The sequence below is a fragment of the Rosenbergiella nectarea genome (genome assembly GCF_900111105.1).
Lineage (GTDB): Bacteria > Pseudomonadota > Gammaproteobacteria > Enterobacterales > Enterobacteriaceae > Rosenbergiella > Rosenbergiella nectarea.
In genome coordinates, this window is sequence record NZ_FOGC01000011.1 from 40503 (window position 1) to 55928 (window position 15426).

Below are 15426 nucleotides of genomic sequence, written 5' to 3' on the forward strand. Positions count from 1 at the left end.
GCTCATGAGTATTGCTCCAGCAGCGAGGCGATGGACTCGGGTGTCAGATGCACATGAGTGTGTTCGCCAACCATCATCGTCGGCCCCTTATCACAATTGCCTAAGCAGCATGTCGGTAACAAAGTGAAGCGACCATCTGCTGTCGTTTGTCCAGGTTTGATCTGTAGAGTTTCCTCTAACGCCGCTTGAATTCCTTGATAACCGGTAATGTGACACACCACGCTATCGCAATAACGAATGACGTGACGACCAACCGGTTGACGGTAGATTTGACTATAAAAAGTCGCCACCCCTTCTACATCACTGGCCGGGATACCCAATACCTCGGCAATGGCATCGATAGCACCATCAGGGACCCAGCCCCGTTGTTTTTGAACAATTTTCAGCGCTTCAATCGAGGCAGCTCGCGGGTCTTCGTAATGGTGCTTCTCATGCTCAATCGCCTGCTGTTCGACATCACTCAGCGTAAAGTCGGCTTGAGTGTCGATCGTTTTAATGGAAATGGTTTGATCGTGCATAATTAGCGGTCCACATCTGACATAACAAAATCAATACTGCCTAGATAGACGATAAGGTCTGATACCAAACTGCCATTGATCACTGAAGGGATCTGCTGCAGATGTGGAAAACTAGGAGTACGAACCCGGGTGCGATAACTCATGGTCGAGCCATCACTGGTTAAGTAATAACTGTTGATACCTTTCGTCGCTTCAATCATCTGGAATGATTCATTCGCAGGCATCACCGGCCCCCAAGAGACTTGCAAGAAGTGCGTAATCAAGGTTTCGATATGCTGTAATGTGCGCTCTTTCGGTGGCGGCGTAGTCAGTGGATGGTCAGCTTTAAAAGGCCCCTCTGGCATATTCTTCAAGCACTGCTCCAGAATACGCAGCGATTGCCACATCTCCTGCATTTTCAACTGTACACGGCTGTAGGCATCACTGATACCATCCCCCACCGGGATTTCGAAATCGAAGTTTTCATACCCAGAGTAGGGACGCCATTTACGCACATCGAAGTCCAGCCCCGTTGCACGAAGGCCTGCACCGGTGGTGCCCCAACGTAATGCTTCTTCTTGGTTGTACGCGGCAACCCCTTTCGAACGGCCAATTAAGACGGAGTTGCGCAGCGCTGCTTTGTCATATTCTTTGAGGCGCTTAGGCATCCAATCTAAGAATTCACGCAGCAGACGCTCCCAGCCTTTCGGTAAATCGTGGGCCACACCGCCAATGCGGAACCAAGCTGGGTGCATCCTAAACCCGGTAATCGCTTCCACTACATCGTAAATTTTCTGACGGTCAGTAAAGGCAAAAAATACCGGTGTCATCGCACCGACGTCTTGGATAAAGGTAGAGATATAGAGCAAGTGACTATTGATACGGAAAAGTTCAGAAAGCATTACGCGGATGACGTCCACTTTCTCCGGCACAGTAATCCCAGCCAGTTTCTCGACCGCCAGAACGTAGGGCATCTCGTTAACACAACCGCCTAGGTACTCAATTCGATCGGTATAAGGAATGTAACTGTGCCATGATTGACGCTCGCCCATCTTCTCAGCACCACGATGGTGGTAGCCAATATCCGGTACACAATCAACGATTTCTTCACCGTCGAGTTGCAGGATGATACGAAACGCACCGTGCGCGGAGGGATGGTTCGGTCCCAAATTAAGGAACATGAAGTCCTCATTGGCGGTTCCGCGTTTCATTCCCCATTTCTCAGGATCGAAGGTTAACGCTTCCATCTCCATATCCTCTTTTGCTTTCGTCAGCATAAAAGGATCGAATTCTGTGGCACGCGCCGGATAATCTTTACGTAATGGGTGACCGGTCCACGTATCAGGCATCATGATACGCGTTAAATGAGGATGACCCTCGAAGGTAATACCGAACATTTCCCAGGTTTCACGCTCGTACCAATTGGCGTTCGGGAAAATTTTGGTCAAGGTCGGTAAGGTGAGATCACGCTCGAGCAGCGCGACTTTCAGCATGATATCGCGGTTACGATCAATCGAAATAAAGTGATAGAACACTGAAAAGTCTGCTTCAGGTAGCCCTTGGCGATGTGTTCTTAACCGCTCATCAACGCCATGCAGATCATAAAGCATGACATAAGGTTTCGGCAGTTGACGTAGGAAACTGATAATTTCGAGCAGTTGCTCACGGCGTACCCAGACCACAGGGATCCCAGTTCGCGTGGGTTGGACCGTAAAAGCGTCAGGTCCAAAACGATTACGCAGCTCACCCACCACCGGATCATCAAGGTGATCCTGTGTCTGCCAAGCAGCGAGGTTTTGCTGTTGCGTGTTGATATCTGTCATACGTTGTTCACCATTCCGGCCAGTAGTGGCACGACAAAGAAGGCTGCCATTAGGCGTGAGAATTATTGTTATCGTTCCTGACGCCGCCTAATGGTTTTCGGGTCAAATTTCGTCTGGGGTGCGTAGTGTCATGACGGCGATACGCTCTCCGCGTTTACGCTCACGTTCCGATTGCATATTGGCGCGATAAACACCTTGATCCCCTACTACCCATGAAAGTGGGCGACGCTCTTTGCCAATAGATTCTTGTAACAGCAATAAGGCTTGCATGTAGGCCTCAGGACGCGGAGGGCAACCTGGAATATAGACATCTACTGGAAGGAATTTATCTACACCTTGCACCACCGAATAGATATCGTACATGCCGCCTGAGTTGGCGCAGGCACCCATCGAAATCACCCATTTTGGCTCTAACATTTGGTCATAGAGACGTTGGATAACCGGTGCCATTTTGGTGAAAGGTGTGCCAGCGATAACCATAAAGTCAGCTTGACGTGGCGATGCACGCATAACTTCCGCACCAAAACGGGCCACATCATGTACCGCAGTGAACGAGGTGGTCATTTCAACATAACAACATGAGAGGCCGAAATTGTAGGGCCAAAGGGAGTTTTTACGGCCCCAGTTCACCATATCGTGCAGCGCATGTTCCAATTTGCCCATGTAAACGCTTCTATGGACATGCTGTTCGAGAGGATCGCTAACAATTTCCTGTTTTTGTAAAGGATAGCGATCGTTCTCACCATTGTTATTGGGATCGACGCGGGTGAGTGTGTAATCCATCTTAATGCCTCTCTATAACTTTTGAGGAGAATTGCCGCGTCCGTTCTCTGATTTAACGACAATACGACGACGTGCTGGCGCCCAATCAAGCGCACCCGTTCTGACGAGATAAACGAGTCCAGCTAACAAAATAAGGATAAAGATTGTTGCTTCAGCAAAGCCAATCCAACCACTTTCGCGGACGGAGGTGGCCCAGGCGTAGAGAAATAGTGCTTCTACGTCGAAAATGACGAAGAACATCGCGACAAGATAAAATTTTGCAGAGAGGCGAAGATGTGTAGAGCCGACAGGCTCGATGCCTGATTCGAATGGGGTGTCTTTGTGTCGACCTTTAGCGCGTCCACCCAGTAACCAACCGCCGGTTAACATGAATGCACAGAGTCCGAAAGCGATGACGACAAAAACGACAAAAGCCCAATGATGAGCGATTACTTCAGTAGTGGTTGACATACTCATGCTTACTCTTCAAGTGTGGATGACAGTTTGCAAAACTGCGCAAGGAGTGACCACAAAAGTTTACGGAAGGTGTAACACCTTTTAGTAATGTCTGTTAAATAAAAAATTAACAGTATTTTTATTGGTTTTTTTTACTCCTTTTCATAACCTTTTGTCAACCTAAGCGAATAAATATAAATATCTTTTAACAATTGACAAACATGAAATGTAAAGTCTTAACCTTGGATCTACGTCACAAATTTTGATGAAATCTCAAACAAGTGTGGCAGGTTTATAGGAATTTTCACGCACAATAAGTAAGGTTTTTTTGATCTGACTCATAATTTCACTGATTTAAGGTCAAGGTGGCGGTCTGCTCCTCATTCATTCTGATGAGTAAACCGCCCCGTGAAGGTCGTAATGCTCGTGGGTAAACCCCCTCCACAGTGTTCACCTTTATCGGCAAAAGAAGCGATTTACCGAGGTTATCCCTGCGTATTCAGTCAACGGCTTCCGCCGGTTCACATGCATCGGTTTCAGCGACCGGTATTTCCACTAAACGATGAATAGTATCGGGGGCTGGGGCCAAGACATTGAAGAGCGATTGGACGAATGCTTTCTCAGCCTTAGGTAGACGGCACAATAGATACTGAGTGTCTGGCAGCAGAGGTAAGCCTTCTGCAGTGCCTAATACACGTAGCTCTGGATTTAACATTTCGGCCGGTCTGACAGTTGCCCCTAAGCCGGACTTCACCGCGACATTAATGGCGGCTTTAGAATTCGCAACATACGCTAAGCGCCAAGGTACTTGATGTTCATCGAGTGCATTAACCGCAATCTCTCTAAATAACTCGCCTTCATTCTGAATAACCAAAGGGATCGCTTCGCCTGGCGTGATAGCGAAATCGGCCGCACAAAACCAGAGTGTCGGAGACGTGCGTAAAATCTGCTGCTCGAAACGCGCGTCGCCTTGCGTCGTTAAGGCAACATCGATTTCTTGCTGGTCAAGCAGTGACAGTATGGTTTCTGTTTTGTTAACGCGAACTTCAACTTCTAACGAAGGGTAAAGTGCAGTGATACGATTAAGCACAAAAGGTAATAAACTTTCCGACGTATCTTCAGTCGCCCCAACAATAAGCTTTTCCTGCTCATTGCTATATTTCAACGACGCACAGGCTTCATCGTTAAAGCGGAGGATCTTCCTTGCGTAACCTAATAGTTGTATGCCATGTTCTGTCAGCAGTTTATTGCGGCCATGGCGGGCGAAAAGCTCACGGCCAACAATTTGCTCTAATCGCTGCATCTGCTGGCTCACGGCGGATTGTGTTCGGCACACCGCGGCGGCGGCGGCGGCAAAAGTATTTAAATCGGCTACTGCAACAAAAGTACGCAGCAGATCAAGTTCGAGATTGATCGATATATTGTTATGGATTGTCATAATTATTCACTTTTAATTTTATTTTAATACTTACTGGTGTTGTTTATTGCTAGTCAAGACAGACTGCATTTTAAAATGACTCAATAACTTAAACCTAAATGCTATCCAACAGCCATAGGCTATCCACGCTGCGTGCTGAGTCGCACTAATTTACTCATCGTTATCGGCCATTAGGAATAGTAAATTGTCTATAGTAGACAAAAAAATTCAGTTAACTCCCCTTCTACGATAAGTTTTAATTTGTTAATTAGACTTAATCATTTCTAGCCATAAATTGGAATTATTTTTCGATAAAACTGAACATTCTTTGACTTAGTTCATATTATCCAGCCCCAAGCCCTTGTTCTTTCCACTAATAGCTAGAGTTATAAGAAATCATCTTATGATTAACTTTTTCACCATAAATTATTAGTAACTAATAAATCAAAAACCTTTAAGACAAATTAATAATTAACCCTATAAATCCTAGCTAATTCTTTCGATTAATCGATTGAAATATTATTAATTATAATTCAAATAATTCTTATAAAAATTTACTCGCTATTTACGCTACTTTAAAAAACATTCCACAGATGTCGGATTAGACAATTATTTATACAATAGCTCTCGATGGAGTCCTCCCATTGACCGCCCCACTATAGCAATACATTATCTTGCCACATTGGATATTTTAGAATAAATCACTAAAGCATTAGATTTCCCTTCTGTAATCGACGTTGAGTACCTCGAGGCTCTTCATTAAACTGTCTGACCGGAGTACATTTACAAAAAATAGTAGTGTCATTTCCTATTCCTAAAGCCGAGATGAAGCGCATGAGTATAAAAATAGAAAAATCCGCCAAATTAGAGAATGTTTGTTACGATATTCGTGGTCCTGTATTAAAAGAAGCAAAGCGGCTTGAAGAAGAAGGTAATAAAGTACTAAAGTTAAACATTGGCAACCCTGCCCCTTTTGGTTTTGAGGCACCCGATGAAATTTTAGTCGATGTCATCAAACACCTTCCAACCTCACAAGGGTATTCTGACTCAAAAGGCCTTTATTCTGCACGTAAAGCCATCATGCAACACTATCAAGCATTAGGAATGCGTGATATTACCGTTGAAGATATCTATATCGGTAATGGCGTTTCAGAGCTGATCGTGCAGTCTATGCAGGCGCTGTTGAATACCGGCGATGAAATGCTCGTTCCCGCGCCAGACTACCCGCTGTGGACGGCTGCCGTCTCGCTATCCAGTGGTAAGGCAGTGCACTATCTTTGTGATGAGAGCAGTGATTGGTTCCCCGACCTTGACGATATCCGCGCAAAAATCACCCCACGTACTCGCGGTATTGTCATTATTAATCCGAACAACCCGACCGGGGCGGTGTACAGTAAAGAACTGCTGATTGAGGTAGTAAAGATTGCGCGCGAACATAACCTCATTATTTTCGCTGACGAAATCTACGATAAGATTCTTTATGATGCCGCTCAGCACCACTCGATCGCCGCTTTAGCGCCAGATCTCCTCACCTTTACATTTAATGGTCTTTCTAAAACTTACCGTGTGGCCGGTTTTCGCCAAGGGTGGATGGTATTAAATGGACCCAAAAAACATGCTAAAGGCTATATAGAAGGCCTGGAAATGCTGGCATCAATGCGCCTCTGTGCAAATGTCCCGGCACAGCATGCCATTCAAACAGCCTTAGGGGGTTATCAGAGTATCAGTGAATTTATCGTTCCTGATGGTCGCCTCTACCAACAGCGCGAACGCGCTTGGGAACTGATTAACCAAATCCCTGGGGTCAGCTGCGTGAAACCGCAGGGTGCGTTATATATGTTCCCAAAAATTGATATCAAAAAATTCAATATTTACGATGACCAAAAAATGGTTCTCGATTTCCTATTACAGGAGAAAGTGTTGCTGGTGCAAGGGTCCGCCTTTAACTGGCCGTGGCCTGACCATGTACGTATCGTGACCTTACCCAGGGTAGACGATTTAGAGATGGCGATTAATAAATTTGGTCGCTTTCTCAGTCACTACCGTCAATAATCAGTGTTCACTAAGACGCCGTAAGGCGTCTTTTTATTCGGCTTGAAAAGAGGATAGCATGGCGATCCAAAGTACTTTCATGGCGTGGATAACCCGCATGCCGTTAATCAAACGCTGGGCCTTAATGCACTGTGTACAAAAAGAAAACGTGGCAGAGCATAGTCACCAAGTCGCTGTCATTGCCCATTTACTGACCGTTATTGGTAATAAACGCTACGGCAACACGCTCAACCCCGATCGTGCAGCCGTCGTCGCCCTCTACCATGAAGTGTCAGAGACCAAGCTCCAAGACATCAACTCCCGCACGAAATATTATAATCCTGAATTTACTCTGGCATTTAAACATCTTGAAAAAATTGCAGAGCAAGAGTGCTTAACCACACTTCCCGATGACCTACGCGACGCATTTTCTGGACTGATCATTCAAGATAATGTCGATAGTGAGTATAAGAAAATCGTCAAGGCAGCGGATATCTTAGCGGCGTATATCAAGACGTTGAATGAGCTACGGTTTAATAACGACGAATTTATTCACGTTAAAGAAGGACTTGAGGAGAGACTCACCCATCTTCGCAGTACCATGCCAGAGGTGAATGACTTTATGGAGATCTTTGCAGAGAGTTGCACCACGACGCTTGATCGTATTTCAGAGAACTATCAATAGTAGTAAGCAGACATCGGGTCACCCGATGTCTTCGCTAAGTCCTCTACACACTTATAACCTAAACCCTTGAGCCGCTGGCTTAATGGATAGCTCGGTCAAGCTCTTAAGTCGGTACGTTGCATTAAGGTGGGCCGCATCCAGTGGAGCATTCACTGCAACAACGGCGCATTTCGCTGCCAAGCCTGCCTCGATGCCTGCCGCCGCGTCTTCCACCACCACACAGTTTTCTGGCGCTAACCCAAGACGCTCAGCCCCTAACAAATAAGGATCCGGATAGGGTTTACCTTTAGCGACCTGTTCAGCGGTAATAAACACCGCCGGACAGGGCAAATCCAAGACTTGGAAACGTGCAGTCGCGACTGGGAGGCTGCCGGAGGTTACAATTGCCCATGGGATTTGCTGGTCAGTCAGATGAGTCAGCAAAGCTCTCGCACCCGGTAGCGGTACAATCCCCTCCACCGTTGTCGACTCAAGATGTTCCAGCCACAAAAACTCTTCTCGCAAAGTCGCTTCATCCGCTAGCGGTAAAAAGTGACGTAATGAGGTGATTGCTTGCTTACCGTGAATGAATGCAAGGATCTCTGAGGCAGGAATGTTATGCCGTTCCCCCCATTTCGACCAAGCGGTTTCCACTACGGCTAAAGAGTCAACTAACGTACCGTCCAAGTCAAAGAGGAATCCTTGATACATAATGACTTACCTTATCACTACAATTCATCTAAAAAGGCTTTATCCAACTGTTTAAAAGCCCGCATTAATAATTCTGCTAGGTGCTGATAGGTGACCTCACCTTGAGGGAGGTTGATAGTTTGCCCGGAGGTTTGTAGCTTTTCGCGAATAGTATGAAACCACTCTAAGGTTCCGCCCGTTAACGGTTTACACGCCCGTTTCCCCAACCACCAAAGGCCTTGCACGGGTAAACTACAGGCAAACACAGCGGTCACAATCGCCGGTCCGATTTGCGCATGAAACGCGAGCTGCCAGCACAGAATAAAGATGGCAATGGGCGGCATAAACCGAATGCCAAATTGTGTGGCTCGACACACCCTGTTTTCTGCAAAAATGGCAGAGAGACTCTTTTCCTGTGGCCAACTTTTCATATATTTTTTGCCAAGACGCAGCGTTGAAAACAGCCCAGGTCGATGCGTATCGTTCATTGTTTTGCCTCAAAAGCCGAAGAATTTAAAAAGTTTTAAATCCCGATTAATTGGGAGTACCATTCGCACCACACTCTCTGCGCGCATGAATGGGTCTAGGATACCACCCCCATCGTCGAACGATGAGAAAGATGACACAAACTTACACTGATTATTCTGAACAATCCGATTAGTGACACTGGTATTGCCTCAGAACATAGTTAACCCTATTGACCAGTGTATAGTAGCATTAACGGTAGCGACGCTGATTCAGAGGAATTTGGTGGTTGCTCACACATTTCATTTACAGGTGCGTTTATGTCGAATAACTTAGTTCTGGTTCTCAATTGTGGCAGTTCCTCTCTCAAATTCGCAATTCTTGATCCCGCTACTGGCGCTGAATACCTTTCCGGTTTAGCAGAGTGTTTTTCGCTACCGGAAGCACGCATAAAATGGAAACACGCGGGGGTAAAACAGGAGTCGGCACTCGGTGCGGGAGCCGCCCACAGAGAGGCATTGGCCTTTATCGTTAACCATATTTTAGTCGACGCACCGGAACTGTCTGAAAAAATTAGTGCTATTGGTCACCGAATCGTTCATGGTGGCAAGCATCTCAGCCAATCTGTGGTGATCACCGATGAGATCATTAGCGCGATTGAACAAGCAACATGCTTTGCGCCTCTACATAATCCTGCACATCTGATTGGTATACGCGAAGCATTCAAAAACTTCCCTCATCTCACCACCAAAAACGTGGCCGTTTTCGATACTGCCTTCCACCAGACCATGCCGGAAGAAGCCTATCTTTATGCGTTGCCTTACGCACTCTATGAAGAACATGGCATTCGTCGCTACGGCGCACACGGCACGAGCCATTTTTACGTCTCTCGACAAGCCGCTAAACTACTCGAAAAACCGGTTGAGGAACTAAACGTCATCACTTGCCATCTCGGTAATGGTGGTTCGGTTGCGGCCATCCGCCAAGGAAAGTGTGTTGATACTTCCATGGGACTCACCCCGTTGGAAGGATTGGTAATGGGCACACGCAGTGGCGATATCGACCCTGCCATCATCTTCTACTTGCACGATAATTTAGGGATGGACGTCGCACAGATTAATCAGTTATTGACCAAAGAGTCAGGATTACTGGGGCTAACGGGCGTGACGAGTGATTGCCGCTTTGTCGAGGATAACTTCGCCGAAAAACCTGAGGCTAAGCGTGCTTTAGACGTATTTTGTCATCGTCTGGCCAAATATATCGGCGCTTACTCTTCACTGATGGACGGCAGGCTCGATGCGGTGATTTTCACAGGCGGAATCGGTGAAAACTCTGCCAAAATTCGGGAACAAACGGTACAAAAACTCGCGCTTTTGAATTTAGCTATCGATGAGTCGAAAAACTTAGCCGCGCGTTTTGGTGAGGCAGGTGCGATTCAGCGTGAGGGAAGTTGCCCGATCCTCGTTATCCCAACCAATGAAGAGTGGGTCATTGCACAAGACGCGGCAACACTAACGGCTTAAGAGATTTACTATCTGTTTCAAGAATTGTAGAGGGGGTTAATTTGTCTCGTACTATTATGCTGGTGCCACTGAGCACAAGTGTGGGTCTGACCAGCGTGAGCTTAGGGGTTATCCGTGCGATGGAACGTAAAGGCATGCGTATCAGCATGTTCAAACCCATCGCTCAAGCGCGTGATGCTGATCCGTCGCTGGACCATACCACGGCAATTATCAACGCCACATCCTCGATTCCGGCGGTGGCACCCTTAGCATTAAGCTATGTTGAAAATTTACTCAGCAATAATCAGCAAGATATCCTGATGGAAGAGATTATTGCGCATTTTCATGACAATACCGCCAATGCGGAAGTGGTATTGGTGGAGGGATTGGTCCCTACGCGTAAAAATCAATTTGCGCAAACCCTTAACTATGAAATTGCTAAGACCCTTAATGCTGAAATTATTTTTGTTGTTTCCCCCGGAACGGACACGCCAACCCAGCTGAAAGAGCGAGTTGAACTACAACTTAATAGCTTCGGTGGTCGTAAGAATAAAAACATTGCTGGGCTTATCATTAACAAGATTAATGCTCCGACCGATGAAGAGGGCCGCACAAGACCTGACCTGTCGGAAATGTTCGATGACACCAACGAAGCCACCGTGGCAAATTTCACGGTCGAACAACTGAGTCAGGTCTCCCCTCTTCCAGTGCTTGGCGCTGTCCCTTGGAATTTCGATCTGATTGCTACCCGTGCAATTGATATGTGTCGACATCTCAAGGCGGAAATTATTAATGAAGGGGATATTACTACGCGCCGGATCCAATCGGTGACCTTCTGCGCTCGTAGCCTACCGAATATGCTGAAGTTATTCCGTCCAGGCTCCCTGCTGGTGACCTCGGCTGATCGCCCCGATGTGTTAGTGGCTGCTTGTCTAGCGGCAATGAACGGGGTGGAGATTGGTGCAATCTTACTGACTGGCGGTTACCAGATTGATCCTGCCGTGCAGGAACTCTGTTCGCGGGCATTCCAAACCGGCCTCCCCGTCTTCTTAGTGAAAACCAATACCTGGCAAACCTCACTGACTCTGCAAAGTTTTAACTTAGAAATTCCGGTGGATGATACTCAGCGTATTGAGAAAGTGCAGGAGTTTATTGCCAGCTATATCGATAAACCTTGGATTGATTCCTTAGGTTCGGTCGCCGAACGTAGTCGACTCCTCTCGCCGCCAGCATTTCGTTATCAATTAACCGAGCTCGCGCGCCAAGCCGGTAAGCGTATTGTGTTACCTGAAGGCGACGAACCAAGAACCTTACGCGCGGCAGCAATTTGTGCAGAACGTAAAATTGCCCAATGTGTCTTACTCGGTGATCCCGCAGAAATTCAACGAGTCGCCTCTGTGCAGGGAATTGTGTTAGGTGACGGCGTCAGCATTGTCGATCCGCAAGCGGTCAGAGAAAACTATGTTTCACGCCTAGTTGAGCTACGTAAAAACAAAGGAATGACGGAAGTCGTAGCCCGTGAGCAGTTGGAAGATAATGTTGTACTCGGTACTTTGATGCTGGAAAAAGGAGAAGTCGACGGATTGGTCTCCGGTGCGGTCCATACTACGGCCAATACCATTCGTCCACCGCTACAATTAATCAAGACTGCGCCGAATAGCAGTATTGTCTCTTCCGTCTTCTTCATGTTGTTACCTGAGCAGGTACTGGTATACGGTGACTGTGCGATCAACCCCGATCCCAATGCTGAACAATTGGCGGAAATTGCCATTCAGTCGGCAGACTCGGCCGCAGCGTTTGGGATTGAACCCCGTGTCGCGATGATCTCATATTCTACCGGCAATTCAGGTAGCGGCAGCGACGTCGATAAAGTGCGAGAGGCCACACGTCTCGCGCAAGAGAAGCGTCCTGACCTGATCATTGATGGGCCATTACAATACGATGCCGCGATTATGGAAGATGTTGCGAAGTCTAAAGCACCAAATTCTCGGGTGGCGGGTCGAGCAACAGTATTTATCTTCCCTGATCTGAATACCGGCAACACGACTTATAAGGCCGTCCAGCGTTCGGCGGAATTGATTTCAATCGGACCCATGCTACAAGGTATGCGTAAACCGGTGAATGACCTTTCACGGGGCGCATTAGTCGATGACATCGTCTACACCATCGCGCTTACCGCTATTCAGTCTCAACAAGCTGAGACTAGAGGCTAACCCATAAGCCACCTGTTACCTTCGGCGACAGGTGGCTAGTAAAAGGTCCTTAGCGGTTTTCTCCGTTACGGGTTAACCATAATGCCAAGGCTTTTAACGAGTCATCGGTAAATTCATCGCAACGTGCGGTGATCTCTTCCGGTGTCATCCAGGACACCTCTGTCACCTCACCATCTTGTAACGCAAAGGGGCCATGGCAGACGCAACTAAATAGGCTGCCCCACACGCGACATCCTTCATCTTCAAAATAAAACTTACCATGTTCCGCTAAAGGGACATCCGCAATACCCAACTCTTCCTCCGCTTCGCGACGCGCGGAAGCGAGAAGTTCTTCACCAGATTGCACCACTCCACCGGCTGTCGCATCGAGTTTCCCGGGGGCAAAGTCCTTATTCTCTGCTCGACGTTGGACCAAAATACGACCGGACCCTTCTGTCACAACGATATAGGTTGCGCGATGGCGCAGTGATTCAGCACGCATTTGTTGACGGGCGGCTGTCGCAACGACCTCATCATTCTCATCAACAATATCAACCCATTCAATCTGACCTGCAGGCATTTGTTCAACCATGGTTAACCCTTTTTAACGCGAGTCGCTACTCGGCGCCATATGCTTTTATTTACCCTAAGAGTAATAAGTAAAATTTAATTTCGCAATCTCTAGCATTATGAAGAAATGCTTTTCATTTTTATGTTAAGTTATTGCTAAGAAATTGTTGCAAGCGTAACGACTTAGGACGGTTGAATATCTCCTCTGGTGAACCCTGCTCTTCAATCTTGCCTTGATGGAGGAAAATCACCTGTGAAGAGACCTCTTTTGCAAACGCCATCTCGTGCGTTACCATAATCATGGTTTTTCCTTCTTTAGCCAGTTGCTGCATAATCCGCAGCACTTCCCCCACCAATTCAGGGTCCAAGGCAGACGTCGGTTCATCGAATAACATAATCTCAGGATCCATGGCTAATGCTCGGGCGATAGCCACCCGCTGTTGCTGACCACCTGACAAGTGGACGGGATATTTTTTCCAGTTTATCGGATCGATCCCCACTTTACGCAAGGTATATTCCGCTTTCTCTTGCGCCTGTACTTTCGCTATTCCGAGCACTTTACACGGGGCTTCCATCACATTCTGTAGCACGGTCATATGACTCCACAGATTAAAGTGTTGGAACACCATACATAATTTGCTACGCAATAATTTCAGCTGTTGTTTATCTGTCACCTGCAATTGCTGGCTACGATCGGCGGCAAGCGGGATCTGCCGTTGATTGAGCCAAATCTCGCCTGCATTCGGGTGCTCCAGGAAGTTTAGGCAGCGTAACAAGGTACTCTTCCCTGACCCCGATGCGCCGATAATCGCAATCACATCCCCCTCCTTGGCGGTAAGGCTAATGCCCTTTAGTACCTCATGCTGACCATAAGCTTTATGGAGCTGCTCGATTCTTAGTTTTTCGGTGGACAACATACGCAAACCCTTAGCGTGAACTGATATGAGGTAACCAACGCTTTTCAATTTGGCGAAATACCATAATCAAAACGCAGGAGATAAAAAGATAAAGCAATGCGGCAATACCAAAGGCGGTAAATGGTTGGTAGGTATTAGCGTTAATATCTCGGGCCACTTTTAGAATATCGGGAACCGTCGCGGTAAACGCCAGGGAGGTCGAGTGTAATAATAAAATCACTTCATTACTGTACGCGGGTAATGCTGTGCGGAACGCTGAGGGAAGAATAATCGAACGCCACAATGTTACGCCACGAAAACCGTAGGCCTGGGCGGCTTCAATCTCGCCAGCGGGGACTGCACGTATGGCCCCCGCGAGGATTTCCGTGGTGTAGGCTGCCGTATTGAGGGTCAAGGCGAGAAGCGTACAATGTAACCCGCTACGGAAGAATTCATTCAGTAGCTGATGATCTTTAACTACGTGTAAGGTGTACAGACCAGTGTAGATAATTATTAGCTGTACATAAAGAGGCGTCCCTCGGAACACGAAGGTAAACAGCGCGATGGAGGTCGACAGCCAGCGACGGGAAGAGGTACGACCCATAGATAAGAAGAGTGCAAGGATCCCCCCCACCACCATTGAAAACACTAGCAACCATAAGGTCATGGCTAAACCACTGAGTTGGTAGCCATTGGTCCAGAGCAGCGATTGCCAATACTGTTGAAGGATCGCATTCATAATGTCACCTTCTTCACGCCAACAGAATAGAAACGCATCAATCCGGCTAAGATAAGTTGTGAAACTAGCGTGAACAGTAGATAAACCGCCCCCGCAACCAGTGCGAAGAACAGGGGTTGCCACGTGCTTTTCCCAGCTAATTGCGTGGCCTTGACCAACTCTTCTAATCCTAAAATTGACACCAGCGCAGTCGCTTTTAAAATCACTTGCCAATTATTACCCATTGCAGGGAGCGCAAAGCGCATCATCAGCGGAAAGTTGATGCGAACAAAACATTGCCACGGTGTCATGCCATAAGCAATCGCTGCCTCGCGTTGACCGATGGGAACGGATAATGCTGCGCCACGAAAGGTTTCCGTAAAATACGCACCATAAATGAACCCTAGGGTTAGAATTCCAGCTGGCAGCGGAGAAATATCGATATGGGTGAGATCCAGACCGTGAGTCAGTTGGTTAAGCGCAATTTGTAAACCATAAAAAATCAATAACATTAATACCAAATCAGGGATACCACGAACGATCGTGGTATACGCGGCACCGATGGCTCGCAACCAAGGATAGCGTGAGAGGCGCGCGGCTGCGCCACCTAGGCCAATGATCACCGCTAAAAACAATGCACTGAGCGCAAGCTCGACTGTCATCCACGTGCCTTGCAGAATAACCTGTCCGTAACCTTCTAGCATTTACGACCTCTCTTAACATGCGATGATAGAGCGCCAAAC

At 47.2% G+C, this 15426-nt stretch carries 14 protein-coding genes and 1 pseudogene; 4 read left to right on the forward strand and 11 right to left on the reverse strand.

The window, feature by feature from the left end; translation table 11 throughout:
• Window positions 1-2: 2 nt before the first annotated feature.
• From nuoE to BMX14_RS13030, 5 genes and pseudogenes are all read right to left on the reverse strand, one after another.
• Window positions 3-518, reverse strand: a complete 516-nt coding sequence (gene nuoE / locus BMX14_RS13010) for an NADH-quinone oxidoreductase subunit NuoE (protein ID WP_092677462.1) — start codon at window positions 516-518, stop codon at window positions 3-5.
• Window positions 519-520: 2 nt separating this feature from the next.
• Window positions 521-2334: pseudogene (gene nuoC / locus BMX14_RS13015) on the reverse strand (NADH-quinone oxidoreductase subunit C/D).
• 88 nt (window positions 2335-2422) lie between these two features.
• The gene (locus tag BMX14_RS13020) at window positions 2423-3103 is read right to left on the reverse strand and encodes a NuoB/complex I 20 kDa subunit family protein (protein ID WP_092677466.1); all 681 of its coding nucleotides are present in this window, start codon (window positions 3101-3103) and stop codon (window positions 2423-2425) included.
• Between the two features lie 12 nt (window positions 3104-3115).
• A complete protein-coding gene (locus BMX14_RS13025; protein ID WP_092677468.1) occupies window positions 3116-3559 on the reverse strand; it encodes an NADH-quinone oxidoreductase subunit A in 444 nt (147 codons plus the stop codon).
• Between the two features lie 478 nt (window positions 3560-4037).
• The gene (locus BMX14_RS13030; RefSeq protein ID WP_092677470.1) at window positions 4038-4976 is read right to left on the reverse strand and encodes a LysR substrate-binding domain-containing protein; all 939 of its coding nucleotides are present in this window, start codon (window positions 4974-4976) and stop codon (window positions 4038-4040) included.
• 813 nt (window positions 4977-5789) lie between these two features.
• Between BMX14_RS13030 and BMX14_RS13035 the strand changes: the two genes are divergently transcribed.
• Both BMX14_RS13035 and yfbR read left to right on the forward strand, forming a co-directional pair.
• Complete coding sequence (locus BMX14_RS13035; RefSeq protein ID WP_092677472.1) at window positions 5790-7007, forward strand: pyridoxal phosphate-dependent aminotransferase; 1218 nt, start codon at window positions 5790-5792, stop codon at window positions 7005-7007.
• 58 nt (window positions 7008-7065) lie between these two features.
• Window positions 7066-7671, forward strand: a complete 606-nt coding sequence (gene yfbR, locus BMX14_RS13040) for a 5'-deoxynucleotidase (RefSeq protein ID WP_092677474.1) — start codon at window positions 7066-7068, stop codon at window positions 7669-7671.
• Window positions 7672-7722: 51 nt separating this feature from the next.
• Here the strand turns inward: yfbR and BMX14_RS13045 are convergent, their stop codons facing one another.
• Together BMX14_RS13045 and yfbV are read right to left on the reverse strand one after the other, a co-directional pair.
• Window positions 7723-8364, reverse strand: coding sequence for a sugar phosphatase (locus BMX14_RS13045; RefSeq protein ID WP_092677476.1), 642 nt, complete (start codon window positions 8362-8364; stop codon window positions 7723-7725).
• A 14-nt stretch (window positions 8365-8378) separates the two neighbouring features.
• A complete protein-coding gene (gene yfbV / locus BMX14_RS13050; protein WP_092677478.1) occupies window positions 8379-8828 on the reverse strand; it encodes a terminus macrodomain insulation protein YfbV in 450 nt (149 codons plus the stop codon).
• Between the two features lie 297 nt (window positions 8829-9125).
• On the opposite strand from yfbV, the gene BMX14_RS13055 reads away from it, so the two are divergent.
• Both BMX14_RS13055 and pta read left to right on the forward strand, forming a co-directional pair.
• The gene (locus tag BMX14_RS13055; protein WP_092677479.1) at window positions 9126-10328 is read left to right on the forward strand and encodes an acetate kinase; all 1203 of its coding nucleotides are present in this window, start codon (window positions 9126-9128) and stop codon (window positions 10326-10328) included.
• A gap of 41 nt (window positions 10329-10369) precedes the next feature.
• Window positions 10370-12520 (forward strand): phosphate acetyltransferase, encoded by a 2151-nt coding sequence (gene pta / locus BMX14_RS13060; RefSeq protein WP_092677481.1) that lies wholly within the window; start codon window positions 10370-10372, stop codon window positions 12518-12520.
• Between the two features lie 49 nt (window positions 12521-12569).
• On the opposite strand, the gene yfcD is transcribed toward pta, so the two are convergent.
• From yfcD to BMX14_RS13080, 4 genes are all read right to left on the reverse strand, one after another.
• Window positions 12570-13091 carry an NUDIX hydrolase YfcD gene (gene yfcD, locus BMX14_RS13065; protein WP_092677483.1) on the reverse strand — a complete coding sequence of 174 codons (522 nt, stop codon included), beginning with the start codon at window positions 13089-13091 and terminating at the stop codon, window positions 12570-12572.
• Window positions 13092-13209: 118 nt separating this feature from the next.
• The gene (locus BMX14_RS13070; RefSeq protein WP_092677614.1) at window positions 13210-13983 is read right to left on the reverse strand and encodes an ABC transporter ATP-binding protein; all 774 of its coding nucleotides are present in this window, start codon (window positions 13981-13983) and stop codon (window positions 13210-13212) included.
• A 13-nt stretch (window positions 13984-13996) separates the two neighbouring features.
• Window positions 13997-14704, reverse strand: coding sequence for a histidine ABC transporter permease HisM (gene hisM / locus BMX14_RS13075; protein WP_092677485.1), 708 nt, complete (start codon window positions 14702-14704; stop codon window positions 13997-13999).
• The gene (locus tag BMX14_RS13080) at window positions 14701-15387 is read right to left on the reverse strand and encodes an ABC transporter permease (protein ID WP_092677487.1); all 687 of its coding nucleotides are present in this window, start codon (window positions 15385-15387) and stop codon (window positions 14701-14703) included. The genes hisM and BMX14_RS13080 overlap by 4 nt, the downstream gene beginning before the upstream one ends.
• Between the last annotated feature and the right edge of the window lie 39 nt (window positions 15388-15426).

What these genes read in the sequence shown, in the direction of transcription:
- nuoE (WP_092677462.1), bottom strand. Translation starts at nt 518, where the DNA reads ATGCACGATCAAACCATTTCCATTAAAACGATCGACACTCAAGCCGAC.
- BMX14_RS13020 (WP_092677466.1), bottom strand. Translation starts at nt 3,103, where the DNA reads ATGGATTACACACTCACCCGCGTCGATCCCAATAACAATGGTGAGAAC.
- BMX14_RS13025 (WP_092677468.1), bottom strand. Translation starts at nt 3,559, where the DNA reads ATGAGTATGTCAACCACTACTGAAGTAATCGCTCATCATTGGGCTTTT.
- BMX14_RS13030 (WP_092677470.1), bottom strand. Translation starts at nt 4,976, where the DNA reads ATGACAATCCATAACAATATATCGATCAATCTCGAACTTGATCTGCTG.
- BMX14_RS13035 (WP_092677472.1), top strand. Translation starts at nt 5,790, where the DNA reads ATGAGTATAAAAATAGAAAAATCCGCCAAATTAGAGAATGTTTGTTAC.
- yfbR (WP_092677474.1), top strand. Translation starts at nt 7,066, where the DNA reads ATGGCGATCCAAAGTACTTTCATGGCGTGGATAACCCGCATGCCGTTA.
- yfbV (WP_092677478.1), bottom strand. Translation starts at nt 8,828, where the DNA reads ATGAACGATACGCATCGACCTGGGCTGTTTTCAACGCTGCGTCTTGGC.
- BMX14_RS13055 (WP_092677479.1), top strand. Translation starts at nt 9,126, where the DNA reads ATGTCGAATAACTTAGTTCTGGTTCTCAATTGTGGCAGTTCCTCTCTC.
- yfcD (WP_092677483.1), bottom strand. Translation starts at nt 13,091, where the DNA reads ATGGTTGAACAAATGCCTGCAGGTCAGATTGAATGGGTTGATATTGTT.
- hisM (WP_092677485.1), bottom strand. Translation starts at nt 14,704, where the DNA reads ATGAATGCGATCCTTCAACAGTATTGGCAATCGCTGCTCTGGACCAAT.
- BMX14_RS13080 (WP_092677487.1), bottom strand. Translation starts at nt 15,387, where the DNA reads ATGCTAGAAGGTTACGGACAGGTTATTCTGCAAGGCACGTGGATGACA.